The organism is Streptomyces sp. SID3343 (genome assembly GCF_009865215.1).
GTDB lineage: Bacteria > Actinomycetota > Actinomycetes > Streptomycetales > Streptomycetaceae > Embleya.
In genome coordinates, this window is the sequence record NZ_WWJX01000861.1 from 1 (window position 1) to 13803 (window position 13803).

A 13803-nucleotide genomic window follows, 5' to 3' on the forward strand; every position below is an offset into this window, starting at 1 on the left:
CGACGGTACCGCCGACGACCGGTGGCTCCGCCGCCGCGACCCGCTGCCGAGGCGAATCGCCGGCCCGATCCGAGACGACCGTGCCGGCCACCGTGCCGCCCACCGCGAGAACCGCGATCAGCGCGAGCAACGGCGCGAGGCGTCTGCGCCGCGACCTCGCGCGGCGTCGGTGCGGGCGGGCGGGAGCGGAGGTACGGCTGTGCCGGGCCATGGAGGGTTGAGTCACCTTCCGGCTGGGGAAAGATGTTCACCCGAACGGGTGTGGTGCGGGAGAGACTCTAGGGCACCGCTGTGCGTGGTTGGCGGATAACCGGAATGTTCTTGACTGTGGAGGTCGAAAGATGATCTCGTACACCCAGCGCTACAGCCGACACCCCAGTCCGCGGTCGAACCGCGTTTGATCGGGTGAAGGTCTCGTTACCGCGCCGTTATGATATTGACCTCACGCGATTTTGGTGCGACGCTGGAAACCCGCGCACCCTATCAGGAGCCTTGCGGCCGGGTGCCACATTAAGACCCGCAATCTGCGTGGTCATTCATTTTCAGCGTGGAGGACCCTCTCATGGCGAAGGCGCTTCTCGGTTACGTCGGTGGCCCCGATCCCCGACTGCTCGCCGAGAACCGACGGCTCCAGCAGCGTGTGCGTGACCTGGAAACGGAACTGGTCCGTGCCCAGGAGCGCAACGACGCGCTCAATGCCGCCGCTTCGGACGAGTTGCTTGTCGGCTTCGACGTTTCCGCGGTGGAACCCGCGCTTTCGCGAGCGTAGGCGGCAACCGATAACCAGGGACGCCCTAGGCGTCCCTTTGTCGTTTCCCGACTCGCTCGTTCCCCGGTCCCGCTCGGCTCTCGGTCCCGCTCGGCGCTTCCCCGGGTCTTCTCCGTCGCGCCTGCCGCGCCCCGCCGGCTTCCGCACCCCGATTGCGGCCTCTCCCGCGTGCCTCCCCCGCCGGTAGCCCAGTGCCGGCAATCTCGCGTGTCCGCTCGTCTCACGCGGGTGATACCCAACGGGGAGTCGCTCGACACGCCCTCGGATGGAGCGACCGGGACGAATCGGCGGGTATCGCCGACTATCCTTCTGTCGCGTGCATCTCAAGAGCCTGACCCTGCGTGGATTCAAGTCCTTCGCGTCGGCCACGACGCTGCGCTTCGAACCCGGGATCACGTGCGTCGTCGGGCCCAACGGGTCCGGCAAGTCCAACGTGGTCGACGCGCTGTCGTGGGTCATGGGCGAGCAGGGCGCGAAGACGTTGCGCGGCGGGAAGATGGAGGACGTCATCTTCGCCGGCACGTCCGGGCGGCCGCCGCTCGGGCGCGCCGAGGTGAGCCTGACCATCGACAACGCCGACGGCGCACTGCCGATCGACTACTCCGAAGTCACCATCACCCGCCGGATGTTCCGCAACGGCGGCTCCGAGTACGAGATCAACGGCAGTACCTGCCGCCTGCTCGACATCCAGGAACTGCTCTCCGACTCCGGCATCGGTCGCGAGATGCACGTCATCGTCGGCCAAGGGCGCCTCGACTCGGTGCTACAGGCCGACCCCACCGGACGGCGCGCGTTCATCGAGGAGGCGGCCGGCGTCCTCAAGCACCGCAAGCGCAAGGAAAAGGCGCTGCGCAAGCTCGACGCGATGCAGGCGAATCTGACCAGGGTCCAGGACCTGACCAACGAACTGCGGCGTCAACTCAAGCCCCTGGGACGACAGGCGCAGGTGGCGCGCCGGGCCGCGGCCATCCAGGCCGACCTGCGCGACGCGCGCCTTCGGCTGCTCGCCGACGACCTGGTGATCCTGCGCCGCGCCCTCGACGAGGAGATCGCGGACGACGCGGCGCTGCGCGCGCGCCGGACGGCCGTCGAGAAGGAACTCGGACTCGTACAGGCGCGCGAGGCCGAACTCGAAGCGGCGGTCCGGGCGATGGCGCCGCGGCTGGCTCGCGCACAGGAGACCTGGTACACGCTGTCCGGGCTGGCCGAACGGGTGCGCGGTACGGAGGGGCTCGCGCGACAGCGGGTACGACACGCGACCGCCGAGCCCGCCGAAGAGCGCCGCGGGCGTGATCCCCAGGACATGGAGCGCGAGGCCGAGGCGATCCGCGAGCAGGAGGCCGAACTCGCGGCGGCCCTCGAATACGCGCAGGTCGAACTCGCCGAGACGGTCGAGCGACGGGCCGGGCTCGAACGCGCGCTGGTCGACGAGGAACGCAGGCTCAAGGCCGTCGCCCGCGCGATCGCGGACCGGCGCGAGGGGCTCGCGCGCCTGGTCGGTCAGGTCGGCGCGGCGCGTAGTCGGGTGTCCGCGGCCGAGGCGGAGACCGGCCGGCTCGCCGTGTCGCGGGACGAGGCGAGCGAGCGCGCGGCGGCGGCCCGGGAGGAGTACGAAGAACTCAGGCTCCGGGTCGAGGGTTCACCCGAGGACGACGGTGGCGACGGTCTCGCGGCGATCGAGGCGCGGCTGAACACGGCGAAGGACGTACTGGCCGCCGCCGAGGAGGCGTTGACGGCCGCGCGCGACGCGGACAAGGAGGCGGAGCGCGAGCGGTCCGCGGTCACCGCGCGCAAGGAGGCCCTGGAGATGGGGCTCGGGCGCAAGGACGGGACGGGGGCCCTGCTCGCGGCGGGGGACCGGCTGTCCGGGGTGCTCGGCACGGTGGCCGCGTTGATCACCGTCGAACACGGGGCCGAGCGGGCGGTGGCGGCGGCGCTGGGGGCGGGTTCGGACGCGGTCGCGGTGAGCGGTGTGCGGCCGGCGGTCGAGGCGTTGCGGTTGCTGCGCAAGGACGACGCGGGTCGGGCCGGTCTCGTGCTCGGTGGGGCCTTGGCCGAAGGGCCGCAGGCGTGGCCCGAGTTGCCGCCGGGCGTGGTGTACGCGGCGCGGTTGGTGTCCGCACCCGAGGATTTGCGCGGGGCGTTGGACGGGCTGCTCGACCGGATCGCGGTCGTGGACGATCTCGCGGCCGCGGCGGAGTTGATCGGCGAGCTGCCGGGGGTGCGCGCGGTGACGCGGGACGGCGACCTGGTCGGCGCGGGCTTCGCGCACGGTGGCTCGGCGAGCGCTCCGAGCCTGCTGGAGGTGCAGGCCGCGGTCGACGAGGCGGCCGAACGGTTGGACGCGTTGACCGAGCGGTGTGCGCTGCTGGGGTACGCGTTGGCGGACGCGGTCGCCGGCCGGGGTGAGGCGGCGGGGGCGGTCGAGCGGGCGACGGCCGAGCGGCGCGAGGCGGAGCGGAAGGCGGCCGCCGCGGCTCAGCAGTTGGGCCGACTCGCCGGGCAGGCCCGCGCCGCGGGCGGCGAGGCCGAACGGTTGGCCTCCGCCGTGGCCAAGGCCGAGGCGGCGCGCGAGCACGAGGAACTCAAGGCGCAGGAGTTGGCGGCGCGGTTGGAGGCGGCCGAGGAGTACAGCGCGGCCGAGGGCGACGAGGAGCCGGACACCGCCGAGCGCGACCGCTTGTCGGCGGGTACGACGGCCGCGCGGCAGGGCGAGATGGAGGCCAGGCTCGCGGTCCGTACGCACGAGGAACGGGTCGGGTCGCTCGCCGGTCGCGCCGACGCGCTCGACCGCGGCGCCAAAGCCGAGCGCGACGCTCGGGCCAAGGCGGCGGCGCGGCGGGAGCGGATGGCGGTCGAGGCCCGGGTCGCGGGCGCGGTCGTGACCGGTACGCAGGTGCTCCTGCGCTACGTCGAGGCGTCCTTGGCCCGGGCGGGCGCCGAACGCGAGGCCGCCGAGCGCGCTCGTGCCGAACGCGAGGCCGACCTCGCCCGCGAGCGCGGCAGGTCCCGCGAACTCGCCGCCGAACTGGAGAAGCTGACCGACTCGGTACACCGCGACGAGATACTGCGCGCGGAGAAGCGGCTGCGGGTCGAGCAGTTGGAGGCCAAGTCGCTCGACGAGCACGGGATCGAGGCCGCGGGACTGCTCGCGGAGTACGGCCCCGACCACCTCGTACCGGCGTCGCTGCCGGCCGAAGGGGAGGAGCGCGACCCGAACTCGCCACAGGCGCAGCCTCGCCCGTACGTACGGATCGAGCAGGAGAAGCGGCTGCGGGCGGCCGAGAAGGCGCACATACAACTCGGCAAGGTCAACCCGCTGGCCCTGGAGGAGTTCGCGGCGTTGGAAGAGCGTCACAACTTCCTGACCGAGCAACTGGAAGACCTCAAGAACACCCGCCGCGACCTGATGACCGTGGTCAAGGAGGTCGACGAGCGGGTCGAACAGGTCTTCACGGCGGCCTACCACGACACCGCGCGCGAGTTCGTGGGCGTCTTCGCCCGGCTGTTCCCCGGCGGCGAGGGCCGGTTGATCCTCACCGATCCCGACGACATGCTGACCACGGGCGTCGAGGTGGAGGCCCGCCCGCCGGGCAAGAAGGTCAAGCGTCTGTCTTTGCTTTCCGGCGGCGAACGCTCGCTGACCGCGGTGGCGCTCCTGGTCGCGATCTTCAAGGCCCGCCCCAGCCCGTTCTACGTCATGGACGAGGTCGAGGCCGCGTTGGACGACATGAACCTGCAGCGCCTGATCGGGCTCTTCGCGGAACTGCGGGAAAGCTCGCAGTTGATCGTGATCACCCATCAAAAACGCACGATGGAGGTCGCGGACGCGCTCTACGGCGTGTCGATGCGCGGTGACGGGGTCACCACGGTGATCAGTCAGCGCTTGCGGCAGGAGGACCGACGCAGCGCTTCGGAATCGGCGGAGCCGATGAGTGGGCTCGTGCGGTAGCTCGTGGCCGCTTGGCCTCGTGCGGGGTATGGGGGCGGGTGCTTGCGCTGGGGGTTCGTTTCGGGTGGCTTGGGAGGGGTTCCCACCCGAGCCGCCCGTTGCGTATGGGTGCGGGCTGCGGGTTTACGGCGCCGGGGTGGCGTGGTCGGGCCTCTCGGCCGTGGGCCGGGTGGGCCGAGTCACGTGGTTGTCGTCTCGCGACGTGACTCGGCGCCCTCGGGTCTATTCGGCCGGGACGTTTCTCGGCATGACCTTGTCGTTGAAGAGTTGCAGGCTCGCCCAGCCCGCGTCGATCGGCAGGCCGCCGACCAGGGGGTGGAGGATCAGGGCGTCGGTCAGGCCGCCCGTCACGCCGATCTCGACGCACTCGTCGGGGGTGAGGCAACAGTAGATGCCTTCCGCACGCAGCGCCTCGACCGTGGTGGCCGACGACTCGACGACCGACGCGATGTCGGGGGTCTGCCAGCCGGCGTAGGTGACGGCCTCGTGGAGGAAGTACTCGCCGTACTCGGCCCACGCCTTGTCGGGGTCCTCGGTGCAGTAGATCATCCGGGTCTTGACCGGCGGCATCAGCGCGAAGCCGCCGGTGAAGCCTTCCTCGGCGGCGAGTTCGTAGTAGTACTGCTCAAGCTCCGGGATCGGAGCGGCGGCGTAGAACGGCAGGCGCAGCCGCACCGCGCGGCGGACCGATGCCTTCGCGGTACCACCGACCATGAGCATCGGGTGCGGGTCGGTGAACGGCTTGGGGGTGACGCGGACGGTGGTGCCGCGGTACTCGAACGGCTCGCCGGTCCAGGCCTTGAGCAGCGTCTCCAGGACTTCGTCCTGGATCTTGCCGCGCCGCTTCCACTCCTTGCCCAGGGCCGCGTACTCCTCGGGGCGATAGCCCAGACCCGCGACCAGGGACAGCCGGCCGCCGCTGATGTTGTCCAGGACGGCGACGTCCTCGGCGAGCCGGATCGGGTCGTACAGCGGGGCGAGCAGCGCGCAGACGATCACGCCGATGCGCTCGGTGGCGCCGAAAATCGCGCCTGCGGTGCTCAGCGGCGAAGGGCTCCACGCGTTGTCCGCGCCGTGGTGCTCCTCCAGGCTGATCATGTCGAACCCGTTCTTGTCCGCGAACGCGGCCATCTCGACGGTGGCCTTGTAGCGCGCGGACATCTCCTGCCGGTCGAGACCGGGGAGGACCTGGTTGAACCGCAGATTCGTGACAGCCATGGAGCGTGAACACCTTCCGGGTCGAGCCGAAGGCGTCTCGGACACGTGTCATCTGCCGGACGCTGCTTGGCATGGGCAAGCTATCTGACGCAGTGTCAGGATTCAACGGTCTGCCGTGCGCGTTCGGGCCCACGAACGGGGGACCCGCCGACGGTGGGCGGTCGCCCTCGGGCACCGCACCGTCTGGGAGACTGGAGGTCCTATGGAGACTGTGATCCTTGTCGTCGTCATCGCCCTCGTCGTCCTTGGCGCCGCGGGCTACTTCGTGGTCGGCTCGCGCCGCAAGGCCGCACCGCCGGCCCCGCCGCGCACCCCGGTCGAGCCGGGTGTCGGCGACGAAGCCGCCCCGACCGTCGACGTGCCCCGGCGCACCGTCGATACGGTCGATCTGCCGGACACGTCGGTCGTCGTACCGGCCGAACCGGAAGTCCGAGAGCTCGAAACACCCGAACCCACCGCAGGACGCCTGGTCCGCCTGCGGGCCCGGCTCGCCCGGTCGCAGACCACGTTCGGCAAGGGGCTGCTCGCGCTCCTCGCCCGTGAGCACCTGGACGAGGACACGTGGGAGGAGATCGAGGACGCCCTGATCACCGCCGACGTCGGGGTCGCGTCCACCCAGGAGTTGGTCGATCGGCTGCGTACGCGGGTCAAGGTGCTCGGTACTCGTACCCCGGCCGAACTGCGCGCGTTGCTGCACGAAGAGCTGGTCGCCCTGATCGGGCCCGACCTCGACCGTACGCTCAAGACCGCGCGGCACACCGGTGGCGAGGGCCCCGACCGGCCGGCCGTCGTACTGGTGGTCGGCGTCAACGGCACGGGCAAGACCACGACCACCGGCAAGCTCGCGCGCGTGCTCGTGGCGGACGGTCGCAGTGTCGTGCTCGGGGCCGCGGACACCTTCCGGGCGGCCGCCGCCGACCAGTTGCAGACGTGGGGCGAGCGCGTGGGCGCTCGTACGGTGCGGGGGCCGGAGGCCGGCGACCCGGCCAGCGTCGCGTTCGACGCGGTCAAGGAGGGCATCGCCGAGGGCGTGGACACGGTACTCGTGGACACCGCCGGGCGGTTGCACACCAAGACCGGCCTGATGGACGAACTCGGCAAGGTCAAGCGCGTCGTGGAGAAGCACGGGCCGGTGGACGAGGTCCTGCTCGTCCTCGATGCCACGACCGGCCAGAACGGTCTCGTGCAGGCTCGCGTGTTCGCGGAGGTCGTGGACATCACCGGCATCGTCCTCACCAAGCTCGACGGCACGGCCAAGGGCGGGATCGTCGTGTCGGTCCAGCGCGAGTTGGGCGTGCCGGTCAAGCTGATCGGCCTGGGGGAGGGGCCGGACGACCTCGCACCGTTCGACCCGTCGGCGTTCGTGGACGCGCTGATCGGAGACTGAGCGGGCGGCCTGTCGGCCGGCGGCTCGGCTCCCGTGGGGCGGGGCGGCCGGCCTTCGGGCTGGTGTCCGCAGGCGCCGGACGGGCTGATCGGGGTTTCGCCGGGCTGACGGCCTGCTGCGCTCTCGTCGGGTGGCCGGCCGTCGGCCCGTTGTCCTCGAAGGACCGGGCCCACTGCCGTGGTCGGTTGGCTTCGAACCTCGGACGGTCGGCTCGGGTGTGGTTACGAGGCCAGCCACAGGCTGCGGCCTGTGGTGCTGTCCTTTCGGTGGCACGCGTAGGCCAGGGTGCCCAGGAGGAGCCTTGCTTCCGGGAGGGTTTCGGTGCCGTCCTCCGGGGGGCGGATCCACTCGACCGAGCCCAGCATGCCCATCGGGGACGGTGGAGCGAAGATGTAGTCGCCCTCGCCGTGGCAGCGCAGGTCGAGTTCGGCGTCGTCCCAGCCCATTTGGTAGAGCAGGTGCGGCAGTTCGGCCGCCGCGCCCGGGGCGACCAGGAACGCCACCCGCCCGGTGGGGGTGGCCAGGACCGGGCCCAGCGCAGCGCCCATCCGCTCCAGGCGGACCAGCGCTCGGGTGCCCGCGTGGCGCGGCACGCTGATCGCGTCGAAGACGCGGCCCGTCGGGACCACCACGGTGCTGTCCGGCCACTGCGACCACAGATAGCGCACCGCGGCGGGGGACGCCGTGGCCCGCTCCGACCAGCGCGGGTCCGCCGGGTGCATCCCCGGCGCGGCACACGTGGCGCGGCCGCACGAACACTGGGTGCCGCGTCCGTCGCGCACCAGGTGCGCCCCCTGGGCCACCGGCCAGCCGCGCTGTTCCGCGAAATCGGCCACCGCCTGCCACAGTGCGGCCCGGCTACGACGGCGCGATCCGAGCATGATGTCCATGTCCTCCCCAACGGCACGCATTACTTTTGGTTACGCTGCATTCGCAACAGGTGATGTGGGTGCTCCCGGGACAGGGCCGCGCGAGCACCTGCCTGTGGCGCTGTGTCGACCATCAGTCAAACGCGGCCTCCCCCGTAGCGCGTCCCGGGCGCGTGGGGTGGCGAAGCCTGGCGTTTTCTGCATCGAACAACGCCTTCGCGCGAGTCGGAATACGTTCGGCGAACGGGCCTGAGCGTACGGTTCCCTTTCAGGGCCCGACGCCTGACCGGCCGGACCGCTGAAGGCATGGGGGCGATGCGGTGGCGACGACGCGAGCGCGGGACGGCGGCTCGGCGGACGAACAGGAGCCCGACAACGGAAGGCAACCCAACGACCGGCTCGCGGTGTGGTTCGCCCGCAGCGGCTGGTCCAAGGGGGAACTGGCCCGGCAGGTGAACAGCCACGCGCGGGCGATGCGGGCGCCGCACGTCAGTACCGACACGTCACGGGTGCGCCGCTGGCTCGACGGCGAGCAGCCGCGGGAGCCGATACCGCAGATTCTGGCCGAGTTGTTCACCCGACGCTTCGGCCGGGTGGTCGGCATCGACGAGTTGGGTCTGCGCGAACCGGACGAGCCGCACGGCGACTTCGGCGTCGACCTGCCCTGGACGTTCGAGACCGTGGTGGAGATCCTCGGCGAGTACACGCGCGGTGATCTGCTGCTCGGCCGCCAGGAGTTCGTCGGCCCCGCGCTGCGCCTCGCCGCCGGGCGGGACCTCGTCGACCCGTTGCGGCGCTGGTCCGCGCCGCTGCCCGCGACGCCGATGCCGGTGCCGATTCCGCTCCCCGTCCAGACGTCGACGGCCGAGGGCGGCGTGCGCTTTCTGCGGCCGATCCCGCTGCCCGCCTCGGCGCCGGACCGGCTCCGCGACGCGGTACGCCTGTTTCGCCGCTGGGACATGCAGGCCGGCGGGGGACTGCGGCGCAAGGCGGTGATCGGGCAGCTGAACGGGCTCACCGATCTGCTGCGCGATCCGCATCCCGCCGGCGTGCGCTGTCGACTGCTCGGGCTCACCGCCGAACTCGCCCTGCTCGCGGGCTGGATGTCGTACGACGCCGGTCTGCAACCCGGTGCGCAGAAGTACATGGTGCTCGCGTTGCACGCCGCCAAGGAGTGCGACGACGCGCCGTTCGGGGCCAACGTGCTCGGCGTGATGGCGCGTCAGATGATCCACTACGAAATGGCCGAGGACGCGTTGGATCTGGTCCACCTCGCCCAGTACGGCAGCCGGGACTCGGGCGGCGCCGCGCTCCAGGCGATGTTGTACGCGCTGGAGGGCCGGGCGTACGCGACCGTGGGCAAGGTGGATCGCTGTCGGCGCGCGCTCGGGCTCGCCGACCAGGCACTGTCCGACTCGCGCCCGGATACCGAGCCGGACTGGATCCGATACTTCACCCGGGCCGAACTGCTTTCCGAGAGCGGGCACGCCTATCGCGATCTCGCCTACACCCGACCGGCGTTCGTGGCCCCGGCCAAGGAGCGACTCGCCGAGGCCGTGCGCCTGCTCGCGGGTACCGGCGAGTTCGTCCGCAGTCTCGCGCTGGCGCACGTGGGGCTGGCGACCGTGCACGTGATCGAACGCGAGCCGTCGGCTGCGGTCGAGGAGGCCGCCGCCGCGCTCGACATCGCCCTGCGGGTGCGCTCGGAACGACTGATCGTCCGCCTGCGCCGCACGGTGGAGACCCTGGCCGCCCGCTTCGCGGACACCCCGGCCGTACGCGAACTGGCCGCGCGGGTGGCCCGCGAACTCCCGAAAGCGCCCTTCCCGAGACCGTGATCGCGCGCCCCGCCCACCTTGTGGACACACCGAAACGATCTTGGAGTCGTGGGGCCGCACCGCCGGTGCGGCGCCCGCCGACTCCAAGATCGTTTTCTGTCGATCAGGTGCCCGGGGCGGCTACTTCAGGCCGATGCGGTCCATGAAGAACACGCCGGTGTTGTACTGGACCACGCCGGTGATCTTCTTGTTGTACAGAACGCCGATGGACGACTCCGCATAGGTCCAGACCGGCAGGTCGGCGACCATCGCCTTCTGGAGTTCCGAGTAGGCCGCCTTGCGGGCCGCCGGGTCGGTCGAGTTGCGGCCGGCCAGGAGCGCGGCGTCGGCCTGCGGGTTGTTCCAGCCGATGAAGTTGAGCGGGCTCTTGGAGAACCAGTTGTTGAACATCAGCGGCTCGGGGTCGGCCAGCCACTGCTGGAAGAGCATCGCCTGGTAGTCCTTGCGGATCGCGTACTTCTCGATGTACGCGCCGATCTCCAGCGCCTCGATCTTCATCGAGACGTTCTTGAATTCGGACAAACGGCTCTGCATGTATTCCGCGACCTTCACCGAGGTCGGGTTCTGCGGGATGAGGTAGGTGAAGTCGACCTTCTTGCCCTCGCGCTCCAGGTCGTCGAAGAGCTGCTTGGCCTTGGCCCGGTCGGGGGCGGCCTGCACCGCGCTCGGGTCGAAGAACGGCGACTTCTGCGCGAAGTAGTTCTTCGCCGGCACATAGCCGTTGCCGAGCGTCTTGGGGATGTCCGCCGGGTCGAGTGCCAGCGTGAGCGCCTGGCGTGCCCGGGGGTCGTCGAACGGCGCCTTGGTCATGTTGAACTGGATCATCTGACCGCCCTCGACCGAGCGCTGGACGACGCCGATCTCCTTCTCGGCGTTGGCGATCGTGGCGTTGTCCGAGCTCAGGAAGACGTCGGCGCCACCGGAGTTGACGGTCGCGTACTGCTGCTTGACGTCCGGCACGTTCTTGATGGTGAGTCGGTCGAGCTTGGGCAGACCCTTGTCCTTCTGCCAGTAGTTCTCGTTCTTCACGTAGACCTGCTGGCTGCCGCGCGTCCAGCTCTCCAGCTTGAACGGGCCCGCGCCGACCGGCTTGTTGCGATACTCGTCCGGACCCTTCGCGAGCGACGCGGGGGAGGCGATGTAGGTCAGGTCGATCGCGACCGCGCGGTCGAGGTTGGCGTTCGGCATTCCCAACGGGGTTATCTCAAGCGTGAGTTCGTCCACGACCTTGGTCGTCAGCGCGGCGGAGATGGCGCGGTGCTGGGACTGCGACTGCGGGTTGGAGTGCATGTCCCAGGTGGTCTTGACGGCCTCGGCGTTCAGCGGCGTGCCGTCGGAGAACTTCACTCCCGGACGCAGCTTGAGCACCCAGGTCTTGCCGTTGTCAGCGGTCGTCAGGCTCTCGCCCAGGTGCGGCTTGACGGTGTTGTCGGTCGCGTCGATGTAGAACAGCGGGTCGTACAGCGCGGCCAGGCGAGGCTCGTCCGCGACGGCGACCGACGCGGCCTTGAACGGGTCGAGGGAGGCCGAGTCCTGGACGGCCAGCATGGTCATGCTGCCACCGGCCTTGGCCTCGCCCTGGACGGCCGGCTGTTTGTTGCCGTCACCGGAGCTCGAATCGGAGTCGCTGCCGCCACAAGCGGTCGCGGTGATGCCCAGAGCCACGATCATCGATACAAAGGCCGTGCGACGTGCGGTCGTGAATGGTGCAGACAACGTTCTTGCCACCTCCGCCGGGAACAACAACAAGTGGTGCCGGGAGCGTGAAGCCGTTGAACAGGAGAGCGCCGAATCGGTACTGCATCTGTACCGCGTGCGGCACACCGTAGATCCAGTTGCCGCAACTTGCACGACATGTAAGTCGATTTGTTACATCGTTACAGAGGGTCGTTGACTCGTGTCGGAAAGCCCTCTCGCCGCCCCCTCACGCAGGGTTGTCGCAAGGTGTCGGAAAGCCCGTTCGCAGGGCGCGAACGGGCTTCCGACAGCGGCTTCGGCATGACTTTCGGCGGGTGTCCCGGCAGGGGTTGCGCCGGTTGCCCGCCCGGCCGGATGCGCGGCGGAGCGGCGGAGCGGCGGATCAGCCGTGGCGATCCGCGATCCGCCGCCCGGGCGGGCTACTTCAGGCCGACCCGGTCCATCAGCATGCCGCCGTCCTGCACACCCACGACCCCGACCGCGCGCGGGCCGGAGATGATGTTGGTGACCGCCTCCTGGTAGGCGAGCATCGGCAGGTCCTTGACGAGTTCCTTCTGCAGGTCGGAGTAGGCCGCCTTGCGCGTCGCCTCGTCGGTGGTCGAGCGGCCCTTGATCAGGGCGGCGTCGGCCGCCGGGCTCTTGTACCCGGTGAAGTTGAGCGGGGTCTGCGAGAACAGGCTGTTGAACAGGATCGGCTCGGGGTCACTGGACCAGATCTGGTACAGCGCCGCGGTGAAGTTCTTCTGCACCGTCAACCGCAGGTAATAGCTGCCGACCTCGGCCTTGTCCAGCTTGACCTCGACGTTGTTGAACTTGTTGAGCGCGGTCATCGTGTACTCGGAGGTCAGGTTCGAGGTCGGGTTCTCCGGAACCAGGTAGTCGAACTTGACCTTCTTGCCCTCCGCGGCGAGTTCGTCGAAGAGCTTCTGCGCCTCGACCGCGTTGGGGGTGGGCTGCGCGGCGCTCGGGTCGGTGAACCGGTTGCCGCTGTGGAAGATGCTCTTGGCCGGGGTCGCCGTGCCTGCGTACATCTTCTGATTGAGGTCCGCGGGGTCGAGCGCGAGCGCGACCGCACGACGTGCGCGCGGGTCGTCGAACGGCGCGACCGAGGTGTTGAACACGATCATCTGGCCGCCGTCGAGGGTGAACGGCGTGACGCCCAAGCCGGATTCCTGGGCGGACTTGGTCTTTTGCGAGTCGATGGTGAAGGTGATGTCGGCGCCGCCGGACTTGATCGTCTCGACCTGCTGCTTGACGTCGTTGACGACCTTGATCGTCAGCGTGTCCAGGTACGGCTTCTCGGCGCCCTGCCAGTAGTTCGGGTTCTTCTCGAACACCATCTGGCTGTCACGGGTCCACTGCTTGAGCACGAACGGCCCCGCGCCGACCGGCTTTTCGCCCTTCGGGTCGGCCGCGTACTGCTTGGGCGACTCGATGTACGACAGCTCGGTCGCCACCGTGCGGTCGAAGTTGGCGTTGGGCATCGGCAGGGTGATCTTGAGTGACGTCGGGTCGACGACCTCCAGCACCAGGCCGCTCGCGGCCGGGCGGTGCTGGCTCTGCACCTCCGGCTTGGCGTGCATCTCCCAGTTGAACTTGACCGCCGCCGCGTCCAGCGGCGTGCCGTCGCTGAACTTGACGTTGGGCTTGAGCTTGAGCGTCCAGGTCGCGCCGTTGTCGGCGCTCGCCAGGCTCTCGCCGATCTGCGGGACGACCTTGTTCTGCGTGTTGTCCACGTAGAACAACGCGTCGTACACCGCGAGCATGCGGTTGAGGTCGGTGACCGCCGCGTAGGACGCGTTGAACGGCGTCATGCTGCGGGCGTCGGACACCGTGAGCAGCGTCAGGTTGCCGCCCTTCTTGGCGCCCGCGCTCGCGTTCGGGTCGGCCTTGCCGCCTTCGTCGTCGCTCCCGCCGCACGCGGCCAGGACCAGTGCGAGGGCGGCGGCGCCGGCGACGGCCGCCGTGCGCTTTCGTGCGTTGTTGCCGAGGTGCTTGCTCATGTGACTCCTCCGTTGTCACAAGGCACACCGGCCCCGTTCGGACCAGGTGTGTGGTGCGGTGGTGCACGG

The 13803-nt window shown here is 70.0% G+C and carries 8 protein-coding genes and 1 pseudogene; 4 read left to right on the forward strand and 5 right to left on the reverse strand.

All coding sequences use genetic code 11. The features are described from left to right. Positions 1-211, reverse strand: a pseudogene (locus GT354_RS26625) (hypothetical protein); the annotation flags it as partial. Between the two features lie 351 nt (positions 212-562). Here GT354_RS26625 and GT354_RS26630 point away from each other — a divergent pair. Beyond that, positions 563-769: a hypothetical protein gene (locus GT354_RS26630; protein ID WP_161358909.1), complete on the forward strand. Its 207-nt coding sequence runs from the start codon at positions 563-565 to the stop codon at positions 767-769. Between the two features lie 316 nt (positions 770-1085). Next, positions 1086-4721 carry a chromosome segregation protein SMC gene (gene smc / locus GT354_RS26635; RefSeq protein WP_161358910.1) on the forward strand — a complete coding sequence of 1212 codons (3636 nt, stop codon included), beginning with the start codon at positions 1086-1088 and terminating at the stop codon, positions 4719-4721. 222 nt (positions 4722-4943) lie between these two features. On the opposite strand, the gene GT354_RS26640 is transcribed toward smc, so the two are convergent. Beyond that, positions 4944-5939 (reverse strand): LLM class flavin-dependent oxidoreductase, encoded by a 996-nt coding sequence (locus GT354_RS26640; protein WP_161358911.1) that lies wholly within the window; start codon positions 5937-5939, stop codon positions 4944-4946. A gap of 202 nt (positions 5940-6141) precedes the next feature. Here GT354_RS26640 and ftsY point away from each other — a divergent pair, with 202 nt between their 5' ends. Continuing rightward, on the forward strand, positions 6142-7326 hold the full coding sequence (gene ftsY, locus GT354_RS26645; protein WP_161358912.1) for a signal recognition particle-docking protein FtsY: 1185 nt from the start codon (positions 6142-6144) through the stop codon (positions 7324-7326). Between the two features lie 221 nt (positions 7327-7547). Here the strand turns inward: ftsY and GT354_RS26650 are convergent, their stop codons facing one another. Next, on the reverse strand, positions 7548-8237 hold the full coding sequence (locus GT354_RS26650; protein ID WP_161358913.1) for a bifunctional DNA primase/polymerase: 690 nt from the start codon (positions 8235-8237) through the stop codon (positions 7548-7550). A 278-nt stretch (positions 8238-8515) separates the two neighbouring features. Here GT354_RS26650 and GT354_RS26655 point away from each other — a divergent pair, with 278 nt between their 5' ends. Beyond that, on the forward strand, positions 8516-10033 hold the full coding sequence (locus GT354_RS26655) for a hypothetical protein (RefSeq protein ID WP_161358914.1): 1518 nt from the start codon (positions 8516-8518) through the stop codon (positions 10031-10033). A gap of 120 nt (positions 10034-10153) precedes the next feature. Here the strand turns inward: GT354_RS26655 and GT354_RS26660 are convergent, their stop codons facing one another. Both GT354_RS26660 and GT354_RS26665 read right to left on the reverse strand, forming a co-directional pair. Then, positions 10154-11704 (reverse strand): ABC transporter substrate-binding protein, encoded by a 1551-nt coding sequence (locus GT354_RS26660; RefSeq protein ID WP_161358915.1) that lies wholly within the window; start codon positions 11702-11704, stop codon positions 10154-10156. A gap of 446 nt (positions 11705-12150) precedes the next feature. Beyond that, complete coding sequence (locus tag GT354_RS26665; RefSeq protein WP_161358916.1) at positions 12151-13734, reverse strand: ABC transporter substrate-binding protein; 1584 nt, start codon at positions 13732-13734, stop codon at positions 12151-12153. Positions 13735-13803: the final 69 nt, after the last annotated feature.

Excerpts from the sequence above, each read along its gene's own strand:
- GT354_RS26650 (WP_161358913.1), bottom strand. The coding sequence starts at position 8,237 with ATGCGTGCCGTTGGGGAGGACATGGACATCATGCTCGGATCGCGCCGT.
- GT354_RS26640 (WP_161358911.1), bottom strand. The coding sequence starts at position 5,939 with ATGGCTGTCACGAATCTGCGGTTCAACCAGGTCCTCCCCGGTCTCGAC.
- GT354_RS26630 (WP_161358909.1), top strand. The coding sequence starts at position 563 with ATGGCGAAGGCGCTTCTCGGTTACGTCGGTGGCCCCGATCCCCGACTG.
- ftsY (WP_161358912.1), top strand. The coding sequence starts at position 6,142 with ATGGAGACTGTGATCCTTGTCGTCGTCATCGCCCTCGTCGTCCTTGGC.
- GT354_RS26665 (WP_161358916.1), bottom strand. The coding sequence starts at position 13,734 with ATGAGCAAGCACCTCGGCAACAACGCACGAAAGCGCACGGCGGCCGTC.
- GT354_RS26660 (WP_161358915.1), bottom strand. The coding sequence starts at position 11,704 with ATGATCGTGGCTCTGGGCATCACCGCGACCGCTTGTGGCGGCAGCGAC.